Source organism: Peptoniphilus sp. BV3C26 (assembly GCF_000478985.1).
GTDB classification, from domain to species: domain Bacteria; phylum Bacillota; class Clostridia; order Tissierellales; family Peptoniphilaceae; genus Peptoniphilus_B; species Peptoniphilus_B koenoeneniae.
Genome location: NZ_AWXB01000043.1, coordinates 1 through 26920 on the forward strand (window position 1 = coordinate 1; position 26920 = coordinate 26920).

29 protein-coding genes are annotated in these 26920 nt (G+C 30.8%); 10 read left to right on the forward strand and 19 right to left on the reverse strand.

Annotation, left to right across the window (positions count from 1 at the left end; all coding sequences use genetic code 11):
- A partial coding sequence (locus HMPREF1253_RS04825; RefSeq protein WP_023055291.1) for a GTP-binding protein occupies positions 1-310 on the reverse strand: 310 nt, incomplete at its 3' end.
- Between the two features lie 58 nt (positions 311-368).
- On the reverse strand, positions 369-1715 hold the full coding sequence (locus HMPREF1253_RS04830; protein ID WP_023055654.1) for an MATE family efflux transporter: 1347 nt from the start codon (positions 1713-1715) through the stop codon (positions 369-371).
- Positions 1716-1843: 128 nt separating this feature from the next.
- Here HMPREF1253_RS04830 and HMPREF1253_RS04835 point away from each other — a divergent pair, with 128 nt between their 5' ends.
- The 4 genes from HMPREF1253_RS04835 to HMPREF1253_RS04850 are packed head-to-tail and all read left to right on the forward strand — an operon-like array spanning position 1844 to position 5383.
- The gene (locus tag HMPREF1253_RS04835) at positions 1844-2794 is read left to right on the forward strand and encodes a 2-hydroxyacid dehydrogenase family protein (protein ID WP_023055659.1); all 951 of its coding nucleotides are present in this window, start codon (positions 1844-1846) and stop codon (positions 2792-2794) included.
- A gap of 5 nt (positions 2795-2799) precedes the next feature.
- Complete coding sequence (locus tag HMPREF1253_RS04840; protein WP_023055644.1) at positions 2800-3714, forward strand: AAA family ATPase; 915 nt, start codon at positions 2800-2802, stop codon at positions 3712-3714.
- Complete coding sequence (locus HMPREF1253_RS04845; RefSeq protein WP_023055667.1) at positions 3711-4139, forward strand: hypothetical protein; 429 nt, start codon at positions 3711-3713, stop codon at positions 4137-4139. Before HMPREF1253_RS04840 ends, HMPREF1253_RS04845 begins: the two co-directional genes overlap by 4 nt.
- A gap of 47 nt (positions 4140-4186) precedes the next feature.
- Entirely contained in the window at positions 4187-5383 is a 1197-nt protein-coding gene (locus HMPREF1253_RS04850; RefSeq protein WP_023055655.1) for a hypothetical protein, read from the forward strand.
- 124 nt (positions 5384-5507) lie between these two features.
- Here the strand turns inward: HMPREF1253_RS04850 and HMPREF1253_RS04855 are convergent, their stop codons facing one another.
- From HMPREF1253_RS04855 to HMPREF1253_RS04875, 6 genes are all read right to left on the reverse strand, one after another.
- Positions 5508-11168, reverse strand: coding sequence for a caspase family protein (locus HMPREF1253_RS04855; RefSeq protein WP_023055646.1), 5661 nt, complete (start codon positions 11166-11168; stop codon positions 5508-5510).
- A 32-nt stretch (positions 11169-11200) separates the two neighbouring features.
- Positions 11201-12046, reverse strand: coding sequence for an S-layer homology domain-containing protein (locus HMPREF1253_RS09665; protein WP_023055661.1), 846 nt, complete (start codon positions 12044-12046; stop codon positions 11201-11203).
- 536 nt (positions 12047-12582) lie between these two features.
- Positions 12583-13425, reverse strand: coding sequence for a 3-hydroxybutyryl-CoA dehydrogenase (locus HMPREF1253_RS04860; RefSeq protein WP_023055648.1), 843 nt, complete (start codon positions 13423-13425; stop codon positions 12583-12585).
- Between the two features lie 19 nt (positions 13426-13444).
- Positions 13445-14227 (reverse strand): enoyl-CoA hydratase-related protein, encoded by a 783-nt coding sequence (locus tag HMPREF1253_RS04865; RefSeq protein ID WP_023055664.1) that lies wholly within the window; start codon positions 14225-14227, stop codon positions 13445-13447.
- Positions 14228-14236: 9 nt separating this feature from the next.
- Positions 14237-15418 (reverse strand): acetyl-CoA C-acetyltransferase, encoded by a 1182-nt coding sequence (locus HMPREF1253_RS04870; RefSeq protein WP_023055651.1) that lies wholly within the window; start codon positions 15416-15418, stop codon positions 14237-14239.
- Between the two features lie 13 nt (positions 15419-15431).
- Positions 15432-15845 (reverse strand): MaoC family dehydratase, encoded by a 414-nt coding sequence (locus HMPREF1253_RS04875; protein WP_023055662.1) that lies wholly within the window; start codon positions 15843-15845, stop codon positions 15432-15434.
- A gap of 546 nt (positions 15846-16391) precedes the next feature.
- Here HMPREF1253_RS04875 and HMPREF1253_RS04880 point away from each other — a divergent pair.
- Genes HMPREF1253_RS04880 through HMPREF1253_RS04900 form a run of 6 tightly spaced genes read left to right on the forward strand, consistent with a single transcriptional unit; the run spans position 16392 to position 21369 of the window.
- A complete protein-coding gene (locus HMPREF1253_RS04880) occupies positions 16392-17252 on the forward strand; it encodes an L-threonylcarbamoyladenylate synthase (protein ID WP_023055657.1) in 861 nt (286 codons plus the stop codon).
- Entirely contained in the window at positions 17204-17437 is a 234-nt protein-coding gene (locus HMPREF1253_RS10740; protein WP_369758372.1) for a Sua5 family C-terminal domain-containing protein, read from the forward strand. Before HMPREF1253_RS04880 ends, HMPREF1253_RS10740 begins: the two co-directional genes overlap by 49 nt.
- A 9-nt stretch (positions 17438-17446) precedes the next feature.
- Positions 17447-18076: a uracil phosphoribosyltransferase gene (gene upp, locus HMPREF1253_RS04885; RefSeq protein ID WP_023055670.1), complete on the forward strand. Its 630-nt coding sequence runs from the start codon at positions 17447-17449 to the stop codon at positions 18074-18076.
- An 8-nt stretch (positions 18077-18084) separates the two neighbouring features.
- Positions 18085-19131: a glycosyltransferase family 4 protein gene (locus tag HMPREF1253_RS04890; RefSeq protein ID WP_023055668.1), complete on the forward strand. Its 1047-nt coding sequence runs from the start codon at positions 18085-18087 to the stop codon at positions 19129-19131.
- Positions 19128-20225, forward strand: coding sequence for a non-hydrolyzing UDP-N-acetylglucosamine 2-epimerase (gene wecB, locus HMPREF1253_RS04895; RefSeq protein WP_023055645.1), 1098 nt, complete (start codon positions 19128-19130; stop codon positions 20223-20225). The genes HMPREF1253_RS04890 and wecB overlap by 4 nt, the downstream gene beginning before the upstream one ends.
- A gap of 52 nt (positions 20226-20277) precedes the next feature.
- The gene (locus HMPREF1253_RS04900) at positions 20278-21369 is read left to right on the forward strand and encodes a threonine synthase (protein WP_023055647.1); all 1092 of its coding nucleotides are present in this window, start codon (positions 20278-20280) and stop codon (positions 21367-21369) included.
- Between the two features lie 106 nt (positions 21370-21475).
- On the opposite strand, the gene rplA is transcribed toward HMPREF1253_RS04900, so the two are convergent.
- The 11 genes from rplA to metG all read right to left on the reverse strand — a co-directional run.
- On the reverse strand, positions 21476-22177 hold the full coding sequence (gene rplA, locus HMPREF1253_RS04905) for a 50S ribosomal protein L1 (protein ID WP_023055663.1): 702 nt from the start codon (positions 22175-22177) through the stop codon (positions 21476-21478).
- Between the two features lie 39 nt (positions 22178-22216).
- Positions 22217-22642 (reverse strand): 50S ribosomal protein L11, encoded by a 426-nt coding sequence (rplK, locus tag HMPREF1253_RS04910; RefSeq protein WP_023055650.1) that lies wholly within the window; start codon positions 22640-22642, stop codon positions 22217-22219.
- 50 nt (positions 22643-22692) lie between these two features.
- Positions 22693-23232, reverse strand: coding sequence for a transcription termination/antitermination protein NusG (nusG, locus tag HMPREF1253_RS04915; RefSeq protein WP_023055652.1), 540 nt, complete (start codon positions 23230-23232; stop codon positions 22693-22695).
- Position 23233: 1 nt separating this feature from the next.
- Entirely contained in the window at positions 23234-23452 is a 219-nt protein-coding gene (secE, locus tag HMPREF1253_RS04920; protein ID WP_023055666.1) for a preprotein translocase subunit SecE, read from the reverse strand.
- Between the two features lie 10 nt (positions 23453-23462).
- The gene (rpmG, locus tag HMPREF1253_RS04925; RefSeq protein ID WP_036739506.1) at positions 23463-23612 is read right to left on the reverse strand and encodes a 50S ribosomal protein L33; all 150 of its coding nucleotides are present in this window, start codon (positions 23610-23612) and stop codon (positions 23463-23465) included.
- A gap of 191 nt (positions 23613-23803) precedes the next feature.
- A complete protein-coding gene (locus tag HMPREF1253_RS04930) occupies positions 23804-24034 on the reverse strand; it encodes a glutaredoxin family protein (protein ID WP_023055669.1) in 231 nt (76 codons plus the stop codon).
- Positions 24035-24113: 79 nt separating this feature from the next.
- Entirely contained in the window at positions 24114-24449 is a 336-nt protein-coding gene (locus HMPREF1253_RS04935) for a helix-turn-helix transcriptional regulator (protein WP_023055660.1), read from the reverse strand.
- A gap of 4 nt (positions 24450-24453) precedes the next feature.
- Entirely contained in the window at positions 24454-25305 is an 852-nt protein-coding gene (rsmA, locus tag HMPREF1253_RS04940; protein WP_036739510.1) for a 16S rRNA (adenine(1518)-N(6)/adenine(1519)-N(6))-dimethyltransferase RsmA, read from the reverse strand.
- Complete coding sequence (gene rnmV / locus HMPREF1253_RS04945) at positions 25278-25838, reverse strand: ribonuclease M5 (protein WP_023055656.1); 561 nt, start codon at positions 25836-25838, stop codon at positions 25278-25280. Before rnmV ends, rsmA begins: the two co-directional genes overlap by 28 nt.
- Positions 25831-26598: a TatD family hydrolase gene (locus HMPREF1253_RS04950; RefSeq protein ID WP_023055653.1), complete on the reverse strand. Its 768-nt coding sequence runs from the start codon at positions 26596-26598 to the stop codon at positions 25831-25833. The genes rnmV and HMPREF1253_RS04950 overlap by 8 nt, the downstream gene beginning before the upstream one ends.
- Before the next feature lie 6 nt (positions 26599-26604).
- Positions 26605-26920, reverse strand: a 316-nt coding sequence (metG, locus tag HMPREF1253_RS04955; protein ID WP_023055665.1) for a methionine--tRNA ligase subunit beta, incomplete at its 5' end; no start/stop codon positions are given.

Here is a 26920-nt window from a genome sequence, read left to right on the forward strand (position 1 = left end):
TTGCTCCGTCCATTTGTGCTGCTCCTGTGATCATGTTCTTTACGTAGTCGGCGTGGCCTGGGCAGTCTACGTGAGCGTAGTGTCTGTTTGGTGTTTCGTATTCTACGTGTGATGTTGAGATTGTGATTCCTCTTTCTCTTTCTTCTGGTGCCTTGTCTATGTGAGCATAGTCTACGAATTCTCCTGAGCCGTATCTTTTGTTTAGTACTAGGGTTATTGCTGCTGTTAGAGTTGTTTTACCGTGGTCTACGTGTCCTATTGTTCCTATATTTACGTGTGGTTTGGTTCTTTCAAAATGTTGTTTAGCCATTTCTTCCTCCTTATTATTTCTCCCTTATAATACAATATCCTTTAAATAAAAGCAATATTTAGGCTTCTAAATTATTGATTTTAGGCAGGGCAAATTTTTTAAGAAAATATGAAAAATATATTACTCCTAAAAATTCTGCAATTATAAAAGACCACCATACATTTTCAAGGACTCCAGTTCTGGAAAGTAAATATGCAGTTGGAAGAAGACCCAAAAATTGTCTTACAAAAACTCCAAACATTGTTAAAATTCCATTTCCCAAAGCTTGGAAAAGTGATCCGATAATTATGTTATAGCCCACAAACAAAAAGCAAAAACTTATTGTTTTTAAAGCGGGAACGGCAACTTTATATAAATTATCGGAAACTTTATAAATATCTTTTAAAATAAAACCTGAATAAAATTGAAAAATTAAGATTCCTATAAGCATTATTAAAAGTCCTGTAAAAAGAGCAATCTTAAAAGTTTTTATACATCTTTCTTTTTTTCTCGCCCCATAATTATAGGCAACTATAGGAACCATTCCGTTATTTAATCCAAAAATAGGCATAAAAATAAAACTTTGCAGCTTAAAATATGCTCCCAAAGCAGAAACTGCTGTTGAAGAAAAAGTATTTAAAATCCTATTGTAAATAGAAATGGAAAGAGAAAATAAGGTTGTAAGAATAATTGATGGAAAGCCTACTTGATAAATTTTAAAAATTACTTTTTTATCTGGCCTAATCCCCTTGATTCTAACTTCTTTATTGAACTTGTGGTGAAGAAAAATTCCTATTGTCATTCCTATAGTTTGACCGATGACAGTTGCAGCTGCAGCTCCTGTAATTCCCATATTAGGCATACCATAGCGACCGAAAATTAAAATTGGATCCAAGATTATATTTATAATTGCACCTATTCCTTGAGTTACCATAGTTAAAAGACTTTTGCCCGTTGATTGTAAAATTCTCTCCATAAAAATTTGAATAAAAACTCCAAAAGAAAAAATTGTAACGGTTCTTACATAAGCCTCTCCTAAATTTATTATGTTTTTATCATTAATTTGAACTTCAAAATAAAACCTTGATAAAAATATTCCGAAAATAGCAAATAAAATAGAGTAAATTAATGACAAAAAAAGACCGTTTTCTGCACTTTTATTTACCAAACTATAATTTTTTTCTCCAAGAGATCTGGAAAGAAGTGCATTAAGTCCAACGCCTGTTCCAACTGCAACTCCTATCATTATATTTTGCAGGGGAAAAGCAAGTGAAACTGCAGTAAAAGCATCTTCACTATATTGCATTACAAAATATGAATCTACAATGTTATAAAGGGCCTGTATGAACATGGAAATCATAAGAGGAAATGAAACTTCAATTAAAAGCCTTCCTATTGGCTTATATCCCATTTTATTTTCAACCATAACTTACTCCTTTTGCTTTAAATTTTCATAAAATACTCTATACAATATGAATTTAAATGTCAATGTTTATTGTTTTAAGTGTATAATGGAGATGAAGATTACTTATAAAATTTTTAAGGAGGAAGAAAATGAGAATATTTGTAACAAGTAGAGTGCCTCAAGAAGTTTTAGAAAGATTAAATAAATATGATTTAATTTATCATGATTCGGAAAAACCTCTAAGCAAAGAAGAAATAATAAATAAAATAAAAGATGCCCAAGTCTTACTTTGTCCTTTAAGCGATAAAATTGACAAGGAAATAATAGATGCAGGTAAAAATTTAAAACTTATTGCTAATTACGGTGCAGGCTACGACAACATAGACCTCAATGCAGCAAAAGAAAAGGGAATTTATGTAACAAATGCTCCTGCTCCTTCATCAGCAGTTTCCACCGCAGAACTTACTTTTACCCTTATGCTCGCTCTGGCAAAAAATTTAATTCCCGGAGAAAGATGCTCAAGACAAGGAGGCTTTTTAGGATGGAGACCTACATTTTTCTTAGGTCATGAATTAAGAGGCAAAACTCTTGGCATAATAGGAATGGGAAATATAGGAAAAAATCTTGCTAAAAGAGCTTTGGCTTTTGAAATGAATGTAATTTATTATTCAAGACATAGAAAGGAAGATATAGAAAGTTTAAATGTAAAATATCTTCCGGAAGAAGAAGTAATTAAAAATTCAGATTTTCTTTCCCTTCACACTGCCTTTGCTCCAGAACTTAAACATATGATAAGTAAAGATCAATTCCAAATGATGAAAAAAAGTGCCTATTTAATAAATGCAGCTCGTGGACCTCTTGTAGATGAAAAGGCCTTAATTGAAGCTTTAAACAGTGGTGAAATTGCAGGAGCAGCCCTTGATGTATATGAATTTGAACCTAAGATTTCTCAAGAATTAAAAGATGCAAAAAATCTTATTTTGTGTCCCCATCTTGGCAATGCAACTTTTGAAGCAAGACTTGAAATGGGCCACACTGCTCTTGACAATATAGATGACCTTAATGCCGGAAAAATTCCAAGAAATAATCTTATAAAATAAATATTATGAACAGAGATTTTTTAAATCAAGAAAAGATAAATGAAAATTTAATAAAAAAAGTTGAAGAATTTAAAGAGAAATACGAAAAAAATCTAGAATATGAAAATCGTATAGGAAAAAGCCACTTTAAATATTATGGAAAAGATGTGTGGGATCAAGCTCTTTCAGCTCTTATTGCAGGAAAAAACTTACTTTTAGTTGGAGAGAAATCTACAGGAAAAAATGTTCTTGCTGAAAACCTTTCAGAATTATTTCTAAGGCCCCTATGGAACGTTTCTTTTCACGTTAACACTGATGCCAACTCTTTAATAGGATCAGATACTTTTAAAAATAATCAAGTTCTCTTTAGACCGGGTCCAGTTTATTTAAGCGCAGTCAACGGCGGATTTTGTGTCTTAGATGAAATTAATATGGCAAAAAATGAAGCTCTTTCAGTTCTCCACTCAGTTTTGGACTACAGAAGAATAATTGACGTGCCTGGTTATGATAGAATAAAACTTTCTCCTGCCACAAGATTTATAGGAACAATGAACTATGGTTATCAAGGAACAAGAGATTTAAACGAAGCCCTTCTTTCAAGGTTTGCAGTAATAAAAATGCCCACGATTTCAAAAGAAAATTTATTTAAACTTTTATCTAATGAATTTACAGATCTAAAGGAAAAATACACAAGTCAATTTGTAGATTTATTTATGGAACTTAAAAATAAATGTGATGCAGGTGAAATTTCCTTTTCAGTTTTGGATTTAAGAGGCTTAATAGATGCAATAGATCTTATGAAACTGGGACTTTCTCCCTTAAAAGCTTTGAATATGTTCATTACAAACAAAAGTTTTGACCAATACGAAAAAAATCTAATCTTTGATGCTTTAAGTCTTAGAATTCCAAAAAACTTAAATTCAGAGGAGCTGTTTAAATGATTGTCTTCGGTGACACTCGTAGAGCGTACAATATTATATGGAATGCATGGGGCTCTTATAAATATGAGCCCTTTTATAAATCAATGGACTTTAAGGGCAAGGTAAATTTATATCTAAACACAATTATAGGTCTTTCTTACAAGTATTATGGGAAAAGTTTTTTGGAAGAACTTTTTAACCTCTGGAAAGATGATGAAAATGCAAATAGATATGATAATTTAGCTTGGCTTATTTTAGAAAGTTCAGTCTATGAAAAAGAAATTAAATCAAGACCAGTTTTGTGGGAAATAAGAAGAGATGAAGCGGAAAATTTCTTAGACCTTTCCAATGACCTTGCAAGGAAAAAAATCGCCCTTTGGGATCACTTTGTCTATTCCATGATCTATAAGAGAAAGGCTGAAATTTTAGAAAGAAAATTTTTTTAACAAAAAAAGAAAACGAACTTTATAAGATTTTAAATCCTGGAGAATTTTTGGAAAAAGAAATCTTAAAAGAAAGACTTTTAAATGCCTTTGTAGTTTTTTTTAAATTTTCCTTAAATAAAAAACATAAATTAAAGATCAAACTTCCCTTTAAAATAAAAAACTTTTCAAAAGAAGCCTCAGGTTTTACTGTTGAAAGGACAAGTTCTCTTGATGTTTCCGGGAAAAAGCAAAGCTCAGGAAGAGGACTTTTAAAAAGTTCAAAAAATGATAATAGAGAATATATAGAAAGAGTTTTTGGTAAATCGATCTTTGATAAAAATACTGAACTTGATATAGAAAGGCACCTTTCCTGCGATATTAACGAAGGGCTTCACCTTTACTTTACAAAAAGAGAAGAATCAAACTTATCTAAAAACAGAAACATTCTTTCTCAAATCGACTCCATAAAATCTCAAATCTTAGACAACAAGGAATATTTTGTTCAAAATAAACTCCTTGTAGATTCAGGTATTAGAAAACTTCAAAGGAAATTTTCATCAACCCTTATTCTAAGTAAAAGAGATGAGGAAATTTTAAATAGATATGGAGTTTTAGATGGAACTCTTGCCTGGAAGGGAAAAATTTTATCCGACGAAAAAATTTTTAGAAACTTTACCTACAAACAAAGTCCAAATTTTTCCGTTGATATTTTAATGGACGGGTCTGCTTCCCGCTTGTTTGATGTAAATTTACATGCATCTCAGGTTTATATGCTTAGTGAATCCTTAAGAAAATCTGGAATCCCTCTTAGAGTAATGAGTTTTTCAACCCTATATTCTTACACAGTTATAAATATTTTAAAGGACTATGATGATAAAAATTCCAAGGGTATCTTTAATTATTTTGCTGCAGGTTACAACAGAGACGGTTTTGCCCTAAGGGGAGTAAAATTTTTGTTGGATCAGAAAAAATCAAAAAAATTATTAATTATAGTTACTGATGCAAACCCCGATGATTTAAGGTACAATTCAAAAATAAAGGCTGATTACGGTATAGTTGGCTCTGATGACACCGCAAAAGAAGTTTTTAAACTCAAAAACTCTGGAATAGAAATCTGCGCCTTAATAACTGGAAGAAAAGAAAATCTTGAAAATGCAAAAAAAATTTACGGAGACTACGTCTATATAGAAAACTTGGAAAATATTACAAGTTTGGGAGCAGATTATATCAGAAAAAAAATCTTTCAATTAATTTATAAAAGCTGAAAAATTTAATTTGCACAATAAAAAGGGACGAGCTAAATTATACTCGTCCCTAAATTAATTTTAATTAATAAATTATAAAGTATATTTAATTTAGATTTAATTCTTATATTTTATAAATTAAAATCTAATCTATATCATCTAAATCATTTACACTTATCCCAGAACTTTCAACATTTCTTAGAAAATATTTTGCTTCTTTATCTCCTTTTTTCAAAATTAAAGTGTCATCACTTTCTATTGTGTCTTCATCATTTTTAAAATTATCTTCATATGCTTTTTGAATTTTTATGCTGTCATAATCTGAAGCATTTCTTATTTTTGATATAAAATCTTTAACCTTAATGTCTGAAGTTAGTTTTTCAGTTCCTGATATAATTTCATTCTTCTTAATTTTTCCAATTTCATAAACTCCGGCAAAATTAGGTGCATTTAAGGGAGTTCCTTTGTAAAGTTCAATAGTATAGGTTTTTGTTTCACTAACAGAAAGACTAGAATTTGATTTTTTAAATGTAAGTTGCAATTTATCTCCATCTTTTAGAGTATCTGTCTCCTTTAATAAATCCCAACCTCTTTTTATTTCTACTTCTGAAAATCTATCCTTATTTTTTAATTTTGACAAAAATTCATTAACTGTCATTTTAGACGTGATTTTTGTATTCTTAGATTTAATTTTTGAAACTAAGGCTTCTTTTGCTATTTCAAAATCATTTCCAAAATCTGCTTCTATTTCCTTATTTGGATCTGAAACATCTTTTGAAAAAATTAAATCATAAGTTTGTGTTCTATTTTTAGTATCATTTTTGGCAATAATACGTAAAATAGATTTTTCTTTTAATTTATCAGTTTCTTTTAAACCTTTTATTTTAAGTGATTTAAATTCATTACGATTTGTTAAATAACTTAAAAATTGACCAAGGGTTAAGTCTGTTGTTAACTTTACCTTTCCTGAAGAAATCTTTCTATTAGTGTGGTCTACTACAAAACTATCTCCAAAATTTATTTTAGAAATTTCTCCTGGCCTAATAAGAACTGCATCCTCTACAATCAGCGTATATCTTTGAGGAAATCCTCCTGTCTTTAAGCTTACTAATAGATAATCTCCCTTTTCTAATTTTTCATCATCTTTCTTAGGCTCATAAGTTATTCCGCTATTTAGCTTAATGTTTAAAAAGGCCTCTTTATTAGAAATAAGATCCAAAAATTCTTTTGTGCTTAGATTATTATCAAGTTTTTTCTTATTTGATAGAATCTTTATTCCTAAAAATCCTCCCATATCTTCAAGTTTAAAAGCGTCATCTTTAAATTCTAAGGTCAATTTTTTAGCTTCAAGGTTAATTGTATATTCTATCTTAGAACCATTTTCTGCTTTTACAAGAAGTACATCGCCTACTGCCAAAAATTCAGTATCTCCTTTTATCCTTTGATTTTTATCAATTACATTAAGTGTTTGTCTATCATCACCTTTTATAATATTTGATAAAAAGTCTTTTACGCTTGTTTTGTCAGTAATTTTTTTAATACTTGAAGAAATTGTTTTTCTGCTTGGTATAATTGTATAAAAAGCAATTTCTCTTTCATCTTTTTTTGATGTTATTGTCAATATATCTGACTTATTCTTATTTTCTTTTACAGTTATAATATAAGTTGCCTTTGTTCCATCTTCTGCTGTAACTTCTAAAATATCTAATTTTTCAAGAGTATCTGTAACTTTCTTAACAATTTTTGTTGAATTATCATATTTTATAATATTTAATTCTTGATTTTCATGTCCTTTTTTAATATTCTTCAAAAATTCTTCTACGGTTACTTTATTTGTGATTTCAAATGCTCCAGATTTTATTAATTTTTGATTTCCCTTGTCAAAAATTATTAAATTATCTTTATTTTCCGAATTTTTTACTGAAGAGATTTTTGTATCGCTACTCATAGCTTGTGCATTCTTACCAACTTCAAATAGGGTGTAGCTGTCATTTCTTGGAAATACTTGAATATGGGATGTATATACTACATTGTCTTCAAGATATTTGTAAGCTTCTTCAAGAGAAATCTTACCATTCTTATCAATATCTCCAATTATATTTCCATTTATTCCTGCAACTTGAGCTAAAACTTTTGTAAATTTACCTACCCCTTCTTTTTTATCTTCAAATGAAAATTCATCTTCTGAGCTTGCTGTAAGAACTTTATATTCATTTGTTGTAAGATATCCTACTGAACGGTCACTAGTTGTATTAAAAGCTCTTTTTACACTTTCATTAAATGCATATGAAGTTCTTGAGCTACTTGCTGTTGGGGTTGGTTGTGTTTCTGCATCTACTTTTTTACCAATAAAGCCTCCTGCATTACATGAGTCTAAGATCAATACTTTTGTTCCAGGTATTGAATCTAAGGCTTGTCTTAATTCATTTACACTAACCCAAGCTTGTGTTTGTGATTCCTTATCCTTTATAGGATCTACAGTACAAATATAGCTTAATCCATTAACGTTGTTCCCATGTCCAGAATAATATAAATAACTTACATCGTTTGATCTTGCCCCTTTAAAAGCTTCTTTAATTTTTTCTAAAAATTCAGCTTTTTTAACGTTCTCAGCAACAAGGATTTTATCAAATTTATTTGAATTTATTTCTTGATTTTCAAAAACTTTTTTCATTAATTTTTTATCATTTACTGGTCCTAATAAATTCAATTTTTTATTTCCATAATCGCTATTTGCTACAATTAAAGCACGATAAGTCTTTTTTAGATATTTTATTTTAATTACTCTTTCTTCTGTTCTATTATCTTTTTGAGCAATCAATTTATATCCGTCATCTATTTTTTCTGTTTCAACGCCAGACTGATCTAATATGCTAATCTTTGCTCCTTCTTCAATAGTAAGAGCATTTTTCAAATTTTCAAAATCTGTATTTTCTACTATTTCTACAAATGTAGTTCCAAGTTTTGTTACTATTGCACTATCTTTTATAGAAATTAAAGACCCTTGCTCATCGTTATTTAAAATAATTTTATACGCTTTAAATGCCTTTCCATCTTCTGCTGTAACTAATAAATAATCACCCTTTTTAATATTTTCATAAGATTTTTTGTAATTATAAATATTAGCTTGATCTATTGAATTATTTTTAATATATTTTTCTTCATATACACGAAGAGTTTGTCTTTCATTTACTTTTAAAATATTTTTAATAAATTCTGATACACTTGTTTTATTGTCAATGGTTTTAGAAGCTGAATTTATTGTGTCATTTTTTATGTTGTAAACATTTGAATTTACTTTTGTTTCATTGCTTAGTGCTTTTAAAGCTTTTTTAATGTGAATTATAAATTTTTCACTTCTAAAGTTAATTCCATTCTTTTCATCAAAGTATTTAATAATAATTTGTTTTGTTCCAAATTCTGTATCTTTATCATTTATTTGAAGTTTATCAAGATATTCTTTTTTTACAGTTACTGTCTTATTTTCATTGTCAATTGTTAGATATTTTCTATTAAACCTAATAGTTCCATCTTCTGTTTTTTCAAGGCTATCATCTTTCCAATCTACAGGAAATGGTTCAACATCCACACATTTTTCTAAATCAATTTCATCTGCCTTTAAGTTTTCACCCTTAGAATTTTTAAGAGAAACTATTTTAAAAATCATCCCTGCTGCTGGAGCATTTTTTTGTGTAAATGTAAGAGTACTTAGTGCTTCTGCTTGTCCTGATGAATTGTTTATAACACTTATTTTTAAACTTGTTTTTGCATCTAAAATTTTATTGTCTAAATCCTTAAGCGAAAGAACCATATCCTGTTCTTTTCCATAAATTGACGATAATATAGTATCTAAAAATGACTTTTTAACTGTTATTGTATCTCCATTTATTGCTAAATCATTTGCTTTTGCTTCATGATATGATACTTTTACTTTTAAATTATTAAGATTAACTTTTGAAATTTCCAGTGCTTTTCCACTTGCATCTTTAATTTCTGTTATTTTTATTTTAACTCCCTCATCTGGAGCAAATTTTTCAAAAAATGTAAATACATTTTTATTTTCAAATTGAGCCTTTATTGAGGATGCATTTGTTAAAGATAGATCAAAAGATTTTTCTATTTTTGAAACATCATTTGCCCCATCTGTATACTCCAATTTGATGCTTGAAGCTTTTGTCAATGTGTTTAATAATGATTTTTTTATAATAACTTTATCATTGTTATCGTCAATTTCGATTTCTTTTGTTTCCTGTCCATTAACAAACACTTTGACATTATTTGTAAGAATAGATTTTTCTTTTGTAACTTCTTGACCAAAGCTATTTTTAATATTTAAAATTTCTATTGGAAGATCCTCAGAATTTTTAAATACAAGGTTTGTAAATTGTGGTTTTATTGAAAATTCAGATGAATCACTATTCTTAATATTTATAATGTGAACTTTATCTTTTTCTACATTTGCATTATTTTGCAAAATTGCATTTGGCAAATCAATGGTTAAATTATCTGTGATTTTAAGGTTTGAATTTAATACAAGTTTTCCACCAGCATTACCAACGATTTTAATAGACTTAACAGTTTTTTCCTTTATCTTATTATCTGGAATAATTAAATCTTTATCATCATCTTTTACGATTATTAATTCTTCATTTTGTAAGCGTGAATTTTCCTTATTAATTTCTTCTATTGGATTTTTAAATCTGTAAGGCTGACCCAAGTATATAGGAGTGCAATTTAAAACACCCTCATTCTTATCATTTTGCTCTTTAGATTCAATTGTATTCGCTTTATATAATTCGTCTAAAAATTTTTTCTGTTCGCTATAATATTTGCCATTTATTTTTACACCATATACATTTTCTATATAGTTTATGCCAAGACCTACTTCAAATTTATTGGTTATTTCTTCTTCTTTTCCAAAGAAGTCTTTTTTAGCTTTTATTTTTTTTGAACCATATTTTGAAACAATATTTCCTTTAACATTAATATCTTTTCCTCTTCCAAACATAGAAATATCAATTCCATTTTGACCAATACCTTCTAAAATATTGTTTTCTATACTTAGACTTGCTTCTTTGTCAGCAGTAGCACCTATTCCATGATATCCATAATTAGAAATTTTATTATTCTTTATTTCTGTTACTGTGCCATTTTTTGTTCTTGTTATAATTGAAATAGCTGCATTTTGATAATTTTTTCCATTAATATCTGCTCCCAAGCCATTAACAGTATTATTATTAATTTTTAAATATCCTTTTTCCAAGCTGGTAACTATTCTTATTGCATTCTTAGCTGCTATAGTGTTTGTACCAAAATAAAAACTATTATTTGTGATTTCAAGATCGGATATATTGTCTTTAACAGTTCCTGATTGAGATATAGCTGAAGCATATATCATATTTTTTGCAGGAAGTTTTTCTAAATAAAAATTTAAACCATCTATTTTTCTTGTAGCACCTTGTAAATCTAAAGCACCTTCTATTTTATTTCCTTTAAGTCCTAAAACATATTTACTTGTCTTAAATGGCATATCAAGCTTAACATTTCCAACAAAAAGACTAATATCCCCACTAGTTGATCTGTCGTTACAAGATACAAATTCTCCATTTTTATCTGTGTAAATTCCATCTATTGTTTCTGGAATTTGTGATATTTTTTCACATTTCACCTTAAGATTTTCAGCATATAAAAGCACTTTTTTATTATCTTTAAAGACTTTTCCTGTGCAATAATTGTCTGAGGATAGGTATTTTTCTTTTAAAATTTCTTTTGCTTTTTCTTCACTGTCTACCTTACTTAAATCCAATAGATAAAAATTTTCATTGATTTCTCCTATTGCTAAAGGATTTGATTCTGTATTTGGTGTACTTGGTGTACTCGGTGTACTCGGTGTATTTGGTCTATCGTTTTTAGAGCCATATCCAAAAGTCTTATCTGAATTTGATTGTATTTTAAACTGCGCTTTTGTTTTTTCTTTACTCTTTTCTTCTTTTTGTTCTTTCTTATCTTCTTGTTTTTTTCTTTAATTTTACTAATTACATTATCGGCACTGTTGATTATGCTACAAACTTCCGCTCTTGTAATGGAATTGTTTACTTTAAAAGTTCCATCAGGGTAGCCTTTCATATATCCTTTTGATATTACAAATTTTATTGCATCTTTTGCCCATGATGGCACGTCTTCTTTTAAGTCTACTTTATTTTCCTCTTCTTTATTGTTTAACTCTTCACTATTTTCATTGGTAAAGATTTTATAAAGTAACATTGCCGTTTCAGCCCTGGTAATATTTGCATTTGGTCTAAAAGATCCATCTGGGTATCCAGATATGTAATTTTCCCCCACTGCAATTGAAATTCCTTCATAATACCATGAACCTACTTCAACATCATTAAATTTTACATTTGCTTTTTTATGAAAACCAAACGACTCATTTAGTATGCTAACAAATTCTGATCTTTTTATTTTATTATCTGGCAGAAATCTATTATCTCCATAGCCTTTTAATATTCCTTTTTTTACTAAGTTAGAAATTCCCTTTTCTGCCCAATGTTTTTTAGAAACATCAGTAAATTCACTTGAATTTTTTGTATTATCTGCAAAAGTTGATACTGGAAATGCAGATAATAAAACAATTACTGATAATAAAATTGATAAAATTTTAGAAAAATTCTTATTTTTTTTCATAAATCCTCCTTAACGTTTTTTCTCTTTACTAAAGTTTCATTAGAAGTTTATTAAAAATAATCTTTAAAATTTAATTATAATTATTAGTATCTAAAAACTTATTTTTTATCTCTTCTTATTTACTGTAGTAAAAGATAAATAAATCTAAAATTTATCTCAAAATATTCATTAAATTTTTTAATAAATTTTGAGATAAATTATCGATTTATTTTACTATTTACCCCTCTTTATTTCAATTGCTTTTATTAAATTAATAAAAAAATCAAATATATTTACCACACAGATTATAAATAAGGTATTATGCAGCAAAAACATATAAAAATAGCTAAATCTTATTTAATTATATGAAATAAAGAATTTTAGGAAACTAGACCTATAAATTTTCACTCCTGCATAAAAGAATAGAAATTTAAAATAGGAAAATATTAATTTTTCTATAAAATAACAAAGACTCTATAATCTTCATTTGAGGTTTTATTCTCAAAATATTATAGAGTCTTTGTGTTAATGTGAAATTTTAAAATAATTTTATTTAATTATTTACTGTAATCGTAAAATCCTTTGCCTGTTTTTCTTCCAAGTAGACCTGCTCTTACCATTTTCTTTAAAAGTGTATGTGGTCTATATTTAGAGTCACCAAATTCAGTGTATAATACTTCCATTATTGCAAGTACTACATCAAGTCCGATTAAATCTCCAAGAGCAAGAGGTCCCATAGGATGGTTTGCACCAAGTTTCATTGCAGTGTCAATATCTTCTGCTGATGCGATTGATTCTGCATAAATTCCTATTGCTTCATTAATCATAGGAATTAAAATTCTGTTTACTACAAAGCCAGGAGCTTCTGCTACTTCAACAGGTGTTTTTCCTATTTCTTTTGAAAGTTCTATTATTGTATCTTTAACTTTAGGATCTGTTAATTGACCTGAAATAACTTCTATAAGTTTCATTGCTGGTACTGGATTGAAAAAGTGCATTCCAATTACCTTATCTGGTCTTTTTGTTGCAGCTCCAATGTCTGTTATTGAAAGTGAAGATGTATTTGATGCAAGAATTGTTTTCTTGTCGCAAGTTTCGCAAAGTTCTTTAAAGATTGCTTTTTTTATTGTTGGATTTTCAGTTGCAGCTTCAATTACAAGATCACAATCTTTTATATCGTTTATGTCTGATGAAGTTTTAATTCTGCTAAGAGCTTTATCTTTTTCTTCTTCAGTCATTTTTTCTTTAGCTACATTTTTTTCGTAACCTTTTTTAATTTTTGCCAATGCACTTTCAAGTGCTTTAGGATCTATATCCCTAACTATTACATCGTGGTGGCTTGCAAGTACTTGAGCGATTCCTGCTCCCATAGTACCTGAACCTATTACAGCTATTTTCAATTTAAACCTCCTAAGTTTATTATCTATTTTTAAATTCCGGATTTCTTTTTTCAAGAAAGGCTTTCATTCCTTCTTTTTGGTCTTCTGTTGCAAAACAAAGTCCGAAAGAAGTTCTTTCAATTTCCATGCCAGTTTCTATATCAGCTTGAATTCCGTTGTTTATTGCGCTCTTTGCATATTTAACTGCAAGTTTTGCCTTTGAAGCAATTGTCTTTGCAAGTTTAATTGCTTGATCTAAAAGTTCTTCCGGCTCATAAATATGATTTACAAGACCTATTCTAAGAGCTTCTTCTGCGTTTATAATGTTTGCAGTATAAATTAATTCCTTTGCCATTCCTGGTCCAACTGCTCTTATAAGTCTTTGAGTTCCACCAAAACCTGGTGTTATTCCAAGGCCTACTTCAGGTTGACCGAATTTTGCTTTTGTTGATGCAAGTCTTATATCGCAAGAAAGAGAAAGTTCACATCCTCCACCAAGAGCAAATCCATTTACAGCTGCTATTACAGGTTTAGAATTTCTTTCAACTTGCATAAATACATCCATTCCCAGCTTTCCAAAAGCATAGCCTTCCGCTGCTGAAAGTGGACTCATTTCAGAAATATCAGCTCCTGCAACAAAAGCCTTACCTGCTCCTGTTAAAACAATAACCTTTGTTTCTTGGCACTTATCCAATTTTAAAAAGCAATCTGAAAGTTCTTTTAAAACTTCAGAATTAAGAGCGTTCAAGCTTTTCTCTTTGTTGATGGTAACAAGTTTTACTCCATCACCCTTATCTTCAACTAAAAGATATTTGTAATCCATATTTACTCCTTATCTTTCAACTATAAGAGCAGTACCCATACCGCCGCCTATACAAAGAGTAGCAAGTCCTCTTTTTGCATCTCTTTTTTTCATTTCATAAAGAAGAGTAGTTAAAATTCTTGCTCCACTGGCTCCGATTGGGTGTCCAATTGCAATAGCTCCACCATTTACATTTGTCTTATCTGTATCAAGACCAAGTTCATTTATAACAGCTCCTGCTTGAGCAGCAAAAGCTTCATTTGCTTCAACTAAATCTATATCTTCAATTTTTAAGCCTGCTCTTTCAAGAGCTTTTCTTGAAGAAGGTATAGGTCCTGTTCCCATTATCTTAGGATCAACACCTTCAGTTGCATAAGAAACTATAGTTGCAAGAGGTTCTATTCCAAGTTCTTTAGCTTTTTCTTCGCTCATAACAACAAGCATAGCAGCTCCATCATTAATACCTGATGCGTTTGCAGCTGTTACTGTACCGCCATCTCTTTTGAAAGCTGGTTTAAGTCCAGAAATTGATTCCATAGTTACGCCTTCTTTAATGTATTCATCTTCTTCAACTACAGTAACTTTTCCCTTACGACCCTTTACTTCTACAGGAACTATTTCATCTTTAAATCTTCCTGTTTTTCTTGCTTCTTCAGCTCTATTTTGACTCATTACTGCAATTTCATCTTGTCTTTCACGAGTGATGTTAAATTGTTCAGCAACATTTTCAGCTGTCATTCCCATGTGATAATCATTAAAAGCTTCCCAAAGTCCGTCTTTAATCATTTCATCAACAACTTTTCCATCTCCCATTCTTGCTCCCCATCTTTCCTTTGGAAGAAGGAAAGGTGCACAAGACATTGATTCAGTTCCACCGCAAAGTATAATATCAGCATCACCATTGGAAATAATTTGAGCTGCTAAAGAAACTGATCTTAAACCTGAACCACAAACAATATTAATTGTCATTGCAGGGCTAGTATAAGGGATTCCTGCACCAAGAACCACTTGTCTTGCAACGTTTTGTCCTTGGCCTGCTTGAAGTACGTTTCCTATATATGATTCATCAATCATATCAGGTGTAACATTTGCTCTTTTCATTGCTTCTTTTGCTGCTATAATTCCGAGTTCAACAGCTGAAACTGTTTTTAAAGATCCTCCGAATGATCCTACAGGTGTTCTTGCAGCACTTGCTATAACTACTTTTCTCATTAAAACCTCCTAATTATTCTCTTGGTGGCATTACAGTAGCCACTCCGTCAAGTACAACTTCTCCTTTTTGATTTGTACAAGTTGTTTGTAATTTTACAATTTTTTCTTTGATTATTTCAATAACTTCACAAGTTGCGGTAATGGTATCACCGAAATAAACGGGAGCAGTAAACTTCATTTCTTGAGCCATATAAATTGTGCCAGGCCCTGGAAGTTGAGTCCCTATAACTGCCGATACCAAACCTACCGTCAACATACCATGGGCAATTCTGCTCTTAAAAGGTGTCTTCTCAGCACTTATTTGATTAATATGAGCAGGATTTAAATCCCCAGTTATTCCCGCATAAAGATATACGTCAGATTCGGAAATTGTCTTTGCAAATTGACCCTTATCACCAATTTTTATTTGGCTAATCGTCTTTCCCACTTTTTATTCCTCCTTAATAAAATACATCACATTTCCAATAAATTTTTACCCTATTAACATATTGATAAACAAAATTTTAAATTTAATTCTTCTTAATTTTAAAATTGAATTTTTTAGAAAAGCATAAGGTTTATTAAAGAAAAACTAATTAAAATAATCTTTGTTTATATTATAACAATCATTTCAATAATATTCAACAAGTTTTTGTTAAATATTTATCATTGTTTTGTTCTTTTAATGAAATTTAGATTATTCATTAAAAAAATTGAATTTGTCCTCTCACCCTAGACACACGGGCCGATAAACCGGTTCCTAGAAGATTTATAAAGGTTATGGCAAGAATTTAGGATTATTCACAATAAAAGGATTTAAAAAATTTTAAAATGAATTTTAATTCAAAAGTAAAGAATAAATTTAAAAATGCTTCACGTGAAGCGTAAAAAATAAAAAATATATTTTCTATTAAAATTATTAAATTTTATCTACAAATGCCTAAATGATTATGCTCAATGTGGTATAATTTCAGAAGATACTCAAGGAGTTATTATGAAAACAAAAATTTTAAAAATTGAAAATCCAAATGATTTGGAAAAAATTAAAATTGCGGCAAAGGCTTTAAGAGATGGAAAACTTGTAGTTTTTCCAACAGAAACTGTTTACGGTTTAGGCGGTGACGGTTTAAATCCGAAAACTTGCAAGAACATTTATCTTGCCAAGGGTCGTCCCAGCGACAATCCTTTAATTTTACACATAGCAAGAAATGATCAGCTTGAGGCTCTTGTTAGAGAAATTCCTGAAGTCGCTAAAAAATGTATGGAAAAATTTTGGCCTGGCCCTCTTACTATGATTTTTAATAGAAGTGATATTGTTCCTGATGAAGCTACAGGAGGTCTTGATACTGTTGCTATAAGGATGCCTTCTCACAAAATTGCCAATGCAATTTTAAATGAAGCTGACATTCCTGTTGCAGCTCCTTCTGCTAATACTTCAGGAAGGCCTTCTCCTACTAATGCAAATCATGTTATTGATGATCTTTTTTCAAAGGTTGATTATATTGTTGATTCCGGTTTTACTGATGTGGGAATTGAGTCTACAGTTCTTGATGTTACTGTTGATCCGCCTATGATTTTAAGACCTGGTGGAATCACTCTTGAAATGTTGGAAGATGCTGTCGGAACAGTTTTAACGGATAATACTGCAATTGATGCAAATGATAAAAGAGTTCCCAAGTCTCCCGGTCAAAAGTATAAGCATTATGCTCCCAAGGCTGAGGCTTATTGTTTTGCTGGTAATTTAAAAAATATTGTAAATACTATTAATAAAAAATTAAAGACCAACCTGGCAAAAAAATTGCGGTTTTGGCAACGGAGGAGACTCAAAAAGACTACCTTGGAGCTTATAAGGTAATAAACCTTGGCTCAAGAGAAAATATGCCTCAAATCGCCCACAATTTGTTCTATGCTTTAAGAGAGTGTGATGAGCTTAATGTGGATTTAATTTATGCTGAGGGCTTTGAATTTAGAGGTATAGGTACGGGAATTATGAACAGGCTTTTAAAGGCTTGTGGTGGAAAAATTACATTAGGTTTATAGGAGGATTTTATGAGTAAATTAACAGTATGTGATCACCCTTTGATACAACACAAACTTACAATTATGAGAAAGAAAGAAACTTCAAGTCATGAGTTTAGAGAGTTGGTAAAAGAAATTGCTACTCTTATGGGCTATGAGGTTACAAGAGATTTAGAACTTAGCGATATAGAAATTGAAACTCCTCTTGAAAAAACAATAGGTAAAGAAATTTCCGGAAAAAAATTAGGTATTGTTCCTATTTTAAGAGCCGGCGTTGGAATGGTTGATGGATTTTTAAGCCTTGTTCCTGTAGCAAGAGTTGGTTATATAGGCCTTTATAGGGATCCCGAAACTTTAAAACCTGTTACTTATTACAACAAAATGCCCAAGGATATTTCAGAAAGAACTATGATTTTAGTTGATCCCATGCTTGCAACGGGCGGTTCTTTGATTGAAGCTGTCAGGGAGCTTAAAAATTCTGGGGCAAAATCAATCAAGGCTGTTTGCATTGTTGGAGCACCTGAAGGAATAAAAGCTTTTCAAGAAGCTCATCCAGATGTTGATTTATATCTTGCAGCAGTTGACAGATGCCTAAATGACCATGGATATATTTTACCTGGTCTTGGTGATGCAGGAGATAGAATTTTCGGAACAAAATAGGAGAAATAATGCAGAAAATTATTGTACCCTTTTTAATATCATTTATTATAAGTTTACTATTTACGCCGGTTGCAATTAAACTTGCACCGGTTTTAGGTTTTATGGATATACCTAAAGATAACAGAAGAATGCACAAAAAGCCCATGCCCCTTGCAGGAGGTACTGCAATTTATCTTGGAGTAATTATTTGTCTTCTTATATTTTTAAGAGACAAAAAAGATCTCTTTTATCTTATTGCTTCCTCAAGCCTCATTTTAATTTCAGGCTTAATTGATGATAAGGTGGGCTTAAGTCCAAAAATGAAAATATTGTTTCAAATTTCTGCGGCTATTATTTTAGTTTTAGGCGGCTCGAGAATTGAATTTTTTACAAATTTTCTAAAGGGTTCTTTTTTAAGCCACATGGAAAATGTAATTTGGCTTGAATATCTTTCAGTACCCCTTACGATTTTTTGGATTGTGGGAATTACAAATACTGTCAATTTAATTGACGGTCTTGATGGTCTTGCTGCTGGTGTAAGTGGAATTTGTGCCTTATCTCTTATGTTTATAGCTTTGAAGATGGATTTAATTACTGTTGCCCTTCTTTCTGCTATTGTTGCCGGTGGAGCTCTTGGATTTTTGCCCTATAATTTTAATCCGGCAAAGATATTTATGGGAGATACTGGAGCCTTGTTTTTAGGTTTTATGCTTTCATATATTTCTGTTCAGGGAGTAATGAAATATGCAACTGCTCTTACGATTTTTGTCCCTGTTTTAGTTTTAGGTGTTCCTGTTTTTGATACGACTTTTGCCATGATAAGAAGATTTTTATCTGGCAAAAAAATTTCAGAAGCTGACAAGGGTCATCTTCACCACAGGTTGTTAGCTTTAGGTTTAAGTCAAAGACAGACAGTTTTAATTCTATACACAATTTCCATTATATTTGGAGTTCTTGCAAATGTAATAAGCGATTTCGATCCTATAATAGGCATAATAAGTTCGGTAATTATAATTTTATTTATATTTGTACTTGCCTATGCCAAGGGCATGTTTAAAAACAAGGAGGAAAAATGAAAGTTCTAACAGTTTTCGGAACAAGACCTGAAGCTATTAAAATGGCTCCTATTGTTAAAGAGCTTAAAAGGCAAAATATAGATTCAAAGGTTTGTGTTACTGCCCAACATAGGGATATGTTGGATCAGGTTTTAAAAATTTTCAATATAGTTCCCGACTACGATTTAAATATTTTTAAATCCGGTCAAAGTCTTACGGAAATTACAACTAAATCTTTAATAGGCCTTGAAGACGTAATAAAAGATTACAAGCCAAGTGTCCTTCTAATTCAAGGAGATACTACTACTGTTTTTGCAGGAGCTCTTGCTGCTTTTTACCAAAATGTAAAAATCGGTCATGTGGAAGCGGGCCTTAGAAGTTTTAATCTTCATTCCCCCTATCCTGAAGAAGCAAATAGAAAACTCGTTTCAGTTCTTGCTGATTATAATTTTTGCCCCACTAATGCAAACAGAGAAAATCTTTTAAAGGAAGGTTATTCCGATAAAAATATTTATATTACAGGCAATACTGTAATTGATGCTCTTCATTATGCCGTAGATAAAAATTATAAATTTGAAAATTCTCTTTTAAATGAAATTGATTTTAATAAAAAAATAATACTTATGACTTGTCATAGAAGAGAAAATTTAGGACAGCCTATGGAAAATATTTTTAAGGCTGTTTTAGATGCAGTAAATGAAGATGAAAATGCTCAGGTTATTTTTCCTATTCATTTAAATCCCAAGGTTCGACAAATTGCAAAAAGTGTTTTTAAAGATAATAAAAAAATTCATTTAATTGAGCCTCTTGACTACTTACCTTTTTCAAATTTAATGGGAAAAGTTTCTTTTCTTGTTACTGATTCTGGAGGAATACAGGAAGAGGCACCTGCTCTTGGAAAACCTGTTATTGTTGTAAGGGATGAAACAGAGAGAATGGAAGGTGTAATTTCAGGTACTGCAAAACTTGTGGGAACTGAATATAAAAATGTTTATGAGGCTGTAAAAACTTTATTAAATGATGAAAAAGTTTATAAAGAAATGGCCCATGCAGTAAATCCTTATGGAGATGGACAAGCGGCAAAAAAAATTGTTGATATTTTAAAAGAAAATTAATTTAAGCTCCTTAAGGGAGCTATTTTTATAGGAAGATAATTTAGGAGGAAGTATGGAATTTGAGTGTAGTAAGTGTCATAAAATTTACCCCATAGATACTTTAGAAGCAAATTGTTCTTGTGGCGGACTTTTTAATTTAAAATACAAAAAAGAAAAGTTTGATTTAAATAAGATTAAAAAAAATGATTGGTCAATTTTTCGCTATATAAATTTTATGGCAAATAAGGAAGAAGACCAAATTGTAAGCCTTGGAGAGGGCTTAAGTCCCATTGTAAAATTAAATGACAATGTTTTATTAAAAATGGATTATTTTATGCCCACCCTATCTTTTAAAGACAGGGGTGCAGCAGCTTTAATTTCTCATGCAAAATCCATCGGTGTAAAAAAAGTAATTCAAGATAGCTCTGGAAATGCTGGAAATTCTGTTGCAGCCTACTGTGCAAGGGCAAATATCCAGTGTGAAATTTTTGTTCCCGAGGGAACTTCTCCTCAAAAAATAAATATGATTAAAGCTCATGGAGCAAAAATAAATATTATTCCCGGTTCTCGAGATAATTGTGCTGATGCTGCTAGAAAAAAAGTTAAGGAAGAAAAAATTTATTATGCAAATCATGTTTATAATCCTTTTTTCTATGAAGGCACTAAAACTTATATTTATGAAACTTATGAAGAACTTGGTAGAATTCCTGAAAATATTTTAGTTCCTGTGGGAAATGGAACTCTTTTTTTAGGAATTATCTATGGTCTTGAGGATCTTTTATTTAGCGGTATTATTGAAAAATTTCCAAACATTATAGGAGTTCAATCGGAAAACTGTGATCCTCTTTTACAGGCTAGGGAAAGAAATATGGATAGCTATTATGAAGTTAAACCTAAAAAAACTTTTGCTGAAGGAATTGCAATTGGTCAGCCTAAAAGAGATGAAGAGATTTTAAGGCTTGCTAAAAAATATAAGGTTAAGTTTATTCATGCAAGGGAGGACAAAATTTTAGAGGCAAGGCGCTTTCTTGCTAAAAATGGAATTTATTGTGAGCACACCAGTGCTGCAAATTATGCCGGCTATTTAAATTACATTGAAACTTTTGGTCCCCTTAAAGAAGTTCTAATACCCATGTGCGGTGCCGGTCTTAAATCAGACCATTAAAAAGCCATCAAGATTGATGGCTTTTTCTATGTAAAAATCATTTTTATTTTTTCTTTAAGTAAAAAAAGTAAAAAAAAGACACCTTTTAAGGTGCCTTTTAAGTGTTTTAGTTTTCCATTAATTTTTGACCGTTTATTTTAATACCAGGGCCCATTGTTGTGGAAATTGTTACGCTTTTTAGGTAACGTCCCTTTGCAGCTGCTGGTTTTGCCTTTATAACTGCTGCAACAATTGCCTTAAAGTTTTCTGATAGTTTTTCAGTTCCGAAGGAAACTTTTCCTATTGGTACATTAATAATAGCGGCTTTATCTACACGGTATTCAATTTTACCTGCTTTTGTATCGTTAACCGCTTTTGCTACTTCAAAAGTAACTGTGCCTGATTTTGGGTTAGGCATTAATCCCTTAGGTCCTAAGACTCTACCGATTTTACCTACAACGCCCATCATGTCAGGTGTTGCTATAACAACATCAAATTCAAACCAGTTTTCTTTTTGAATTTTTTCTACATATTCATCTCCACCTGCATAATCAGCCCCTGCATCAAGTGCTTCTTGAACCTTAGGTCCTTTTGCAAGTACAAGAACTCTTATGCTTTTTCCTGTACCGTTAGGAAGTACTACTGTACCTCTTACTTGTTGATCGGCATGTCTTGGATCTACTCCAAGTCTCATTGCAAGTTCAACTGTTTCATCAAATTTTGCTTTTCCTGTTTTTTGTACGATTTCAAGAGCTTCTTCAGCATCATATAATTTTGATTTTTCATATAATTTTAAGCTCTCTAAATAATTTTTTCCTCTTTTTGGCATATTTACCTCCTTGTGGTTTTAGCGAAAAATTTCTCCCACTTAATCAATAACTTCAACACCCATACTTCTTGCAGTTCCTGCTATCATACTAACTGCTGATTCAAGACTTGCCGCATTTAAATCAGGCATTTTTGTCTTTGCAATTTCTTCAAGTTGTGCTTTTGTAATTTTTCCAACTTTTTTCTTGTTAGGTTCTCCTGAACCTGAGTTTAGATTGATAGTCTTTTTAATTAAAACTGCAGCTGGTGGAGTCTTAGTTATAAAAGTAAATGATCTGTCTTGATATACTGTTAATACTACAGGAATAATCATTCCTGCTTGATCTTGTGTTTTTGCGTTAAATTCTTTTGTGAATTGCATAATGTTAACACCATGAGGACCAAGAGCAGTACCTACCGGCGGTGCCGGAGTTGCCTTTCCTGCAGGTATTTGTAATTTTACTAACGCTATGACTTTCTTTGCCATTTTTTACCTCCTGTGGTTTAGCGGAGTTACCCTCCCACTTTTTTCATTCTTTAAATCTTTAAAATTTGATTGAAATCAAGTTCTACGCTTGTATCTCTTCCGAACATTGAAACGATTACTTCAACTTTGCCCTTGTCATAAGACATGGATCTTATTTCTCCCACAAAGTCTTTAAAGGGACCTGAAACAATTTTAACATTTTCTCCCACTTCATAATTTCCGAAAAATTCTTTTTTATCTGCAACTCCAAGTGCAAGAACTTCTTCATCTGAAAGGGGAACAGGTTTTGATCCTGGCCCTACAAATCCTGTAACACCTCTTGTATTTCTTACAAGATACCAGGATTCGTCATTCATAATCATTTTAACAAGTACATAAGAAGGGAATAATTTCCTCTCTTTTACTTTTTCCTTGTTATCTTTCTTCTCCACATATTCTTCCATGGGCACTTGGATGTCAAAAATAACATCTTCCATTTTTCTATTTTGCACCATGGCTTCCATATTTGCCTTTACTTTATTTTCATGACCTGAATAAGTGTGGATTACGTACCATTTAGCCTTATCTTCCCTATTTAAGTCTTCTGACATTCTACTTACCTACAATAAGTTTCATAAGGAAATAAACTACTTCATCATAAGCTGAAAGAATCAAAGCTGTAATGATACTTGTAACAATAACAACAATGGAATATTTAATTACTTGGTCTTTTGTAGGCCAAACAACTTTTTTAAATTCGGACTTAACACCACGTAAATATTTTCCTACGCTTTTCTTTTCTTCTGTTTTTTTAACAGCAGGTTGTGCCATAAAATCCTCCTTATTTTGTTTCCTTGTGGTTTGTATGTTTCTTACAGAACTTACAATACTTTTTCATTTCCAATCTTTCAGTATTAGTTTTTTTGTTCTTATACGTTACATAGTTTCTTTGTTTACACTCTGTGCACTCAAGAACAACGCGGTCTGCCATCTAAAACACCTCCATAAACGGTTTATAAAAAGGCTTAATTTATAAGCCCCTTGTAATTTTGGCATTTGCCTATTAAATTTACTTGCCTATTTTACTATAAAGTTAATTGTTTTGCAAGTTTTAATATAATATTTTACAAAAATTCAATACAAAAAAACGAGCTTAAGGTAAGCTCGCATTTTTATTTTTTATTATTTGTCCAAAATTGTATCAAGTTTAGCTTTATCAAAGCCTACGATTTCTTGTCCATCAATAATTATTACTGGAACTCCAGTGTAACCCATGTTCATAAGTTCACTTCTTGCTTCCTTATCTGTTTGAACATTTTTTTCTTCAAATTCAATATTTCTGTCCTTCAAATATTCTTTTGCCATTGTGCAATAAGGGCAAGTATTTGAAGTATAAACTTTTACTTTATCCATAATATAACCTCCATTTTTATTTTTACCCTTTTATTTTTACCCTTTTATTTTTACCCTTTTATTTTTACCCTTTTATTTTTTATTTATTCACTATTTTATGTTTTACATGTTGGTGACCGTCTTCAAAAAGTCTTAAAACATGTTCATCATCAAGGGAATAATAATTTTTTCTTCCGTCTTTTTTCAGTTGAACAAGGTCTGTAAATTTAAGTAAAGACAGTTGATGGGAAATTGAAGATTGACTCATTTCCAAAAGTTCAGCTATATCTGATACACATTGGGGTCCGAAAGAAAGAGCATAGATTATTCTAAGCCTTGTAGGATCTCCAAGTATTTTGAAAATACCTGAAAGTTGATTTAACATTTTTTCATCTTGTGAAAATTCATTTATTTTTTCTTTTAAATTTTTTTCCAATTGATTACCTCCAATCAGGAAAATTTATAGCAAGTACCATAAATTCTTCCGGGCTTAACGTTTCTCCCCTTCTTTCAGGATCTATTCCCGAAAGACTAAGAGCTTCTTTTATTTGCACCTTGTCTAAATTAAAACCGTAAGTTGAAAGGGCGTTTAATATTGTTTTTCTCCTTTTTGAGAAGGATGCTCTTACAATTCTAAACATTTTTTCCTTATCTATTTCTTCCCTTTTATTTTTAAGTTTAAATTTTACCACCCCGCTGTCAACACGAGGCTTTGGCATAAAGACAGTTTTTGGAACTGAAAATTCATACTTGGCATCTGCATAGTAGTTTATGAAAACTGTAAGGGACCCATAATCTTTAGTTCCAACTTTTGCCGTAAATCTGTCTGCAACTTCTTTTTGTACCATTACCGTTATAGATTCAATATTTCCTTCATATTCAAGAAGTTTTGTTAAAATCGGCGTTGTTACATAATAGGGAAGATTTGCCACAACTTTTATAGGTTTATCTTTAAAGTGCTCTTTTAAAATTCCAAGATCCATTTTTAAAAAGTCTTGGAATACTACTTCTACATTATCATAATTTAGAGTTTCTTTGTGAATTTCTTTTAAATTTTCATCTATTTCTACAGATAAAATATTTGCCCCTCTTAATGCCATTTCCTCAGTTAAGGTGCCTATCCCCGGTCCTATTTCAAGAACATTTGAATTTTCATCTATGCCGGCTGTATCTGCAATTTTTCTTACAATATTTCCATCTATTAGAAAATTTTGTCCCAGGCTTTTTGTAAATCTGAAGCCATATTTTTTTAAAATTTCCGAAACTATTTTCGGTTTAAATAGTCTTTCGATTGTTCCACCTCTTTCAGTGCATTTTCAAGTTCTTCCACACTTATTTTAAAACTATTTAATCTTTTTAGCAAAATTTTTCCGTTTGCATGACCTATTTTTAACTTTTCGCAAATTTTTTCTCTTTTATATGAAGAGTCTTCATTTCCTAAAAGTCCATATTTATACAGGTCTTTCAGTTGAAAAATTTCTTCATATTGTTCAGTAAGGGGTTTAGCATTTAAAAGAGCCTCTCTTATGTCTTCTTCCCTTGCATTTTCCACTCCTACGTTTGTTCCTTTAAGGCTTAAATGTCTTGGAAGATAGGCTTGTTTTGCTCCAGGAATATTTTTTGTTAAATCTCTTCTTATTTTTTCTCCCATATAATCTGGATCAGTAAAAATGATTATACCCCTTCTCTTATTTATACTTTTAAGGGTATTTATAAGTTTTTTCCCGTAGCCAAAACCATGAGTTGCTATTACTTCACAATCAATGGCACTTTTTACCTTTGTAATATCGTCTTTTCCTTCAACTACTATTACTTCTTTAATCATGATAAAACTCCAAAGTATTTTTATCTGTTTGTTTTACAAGATCTTTTACGTCTATATTTCTTAAAGCTGCAATTTCTTTTGCTGTATATTTCATAAACATAGGCTCATTTCTCTTTCCTCTAAGGGGAACTGGTGCCATATAGGGACAGTCCGTTTCAAGTAAAAGTCTTTCAAGGGGAACTTCCTTAGCAACCTCCTTAGGTGTAACTGCGTTTTTAAAGGTCACAGCCCCTCCAAGAGCGATGTAAAACCCAAGCTTCATATATTCCCTCATCATTTCGACACTTGAGCTGTAACAGTGGATTAGGACCTTTAGAGAAGGGTACTTTTCTTTGCCTTCTTTTAAAATATCAAAGGTATCTTTATGGGCATCTCTTGAATGAATTATAATTGGAAGTTTTAATTTTGCGGCCAAATCTATTTGCCTTTTGAAGACTTGTTTTTGAACTTGCCTTGGTGAATTGTCATAGTAATAATCGAGACCTATTTCTCCTATCCCAACTACTTTTTCATTTTTTGCAAGTTCTTCAAGTCTTTTTTCAATTTTTTCATCATAAGAGTCTGCTTCATGGGGATGAACTCCAACTACTGCAAAAATATTATCATATTTATTTGCAAGATTTACAGAATTTTCAGAGCTTATAATGTCGGCTCCTATATTATAAACTCTGTCAATTCCGTTTTCTTTTAAATTGTTAATAAGTTCTTCTCTATCAAGATCAAACTTTTCATCATCTAAGTGGGCGTGTGAATCTATCATAATAATTTAACCTAAACTTACTCCGTCTTCTATTTTGTCCATAAGACTTGCAAGGGATAAATTACCATTTTTATCTTTTGCTGCAAGAAGCATGCCCTTTGATTCCACTCCTCTTAATTTAATAGGTTTTAGGTTTGCAACTATAATTATTTGCTTGCCTATTAAGTCGTCTTTTTTATAGTAATCTTTAATGCCAGAAACTATGGTTCTTTTTTCTTGGCCTAACTTTAAATTTAAAATATAAAGCTTATCTGCATTAGGATGATCTTCAACAGATTCAATAGTTGCGACTCTAAGATCAAGTTTTTCAAAATCTTCAAGA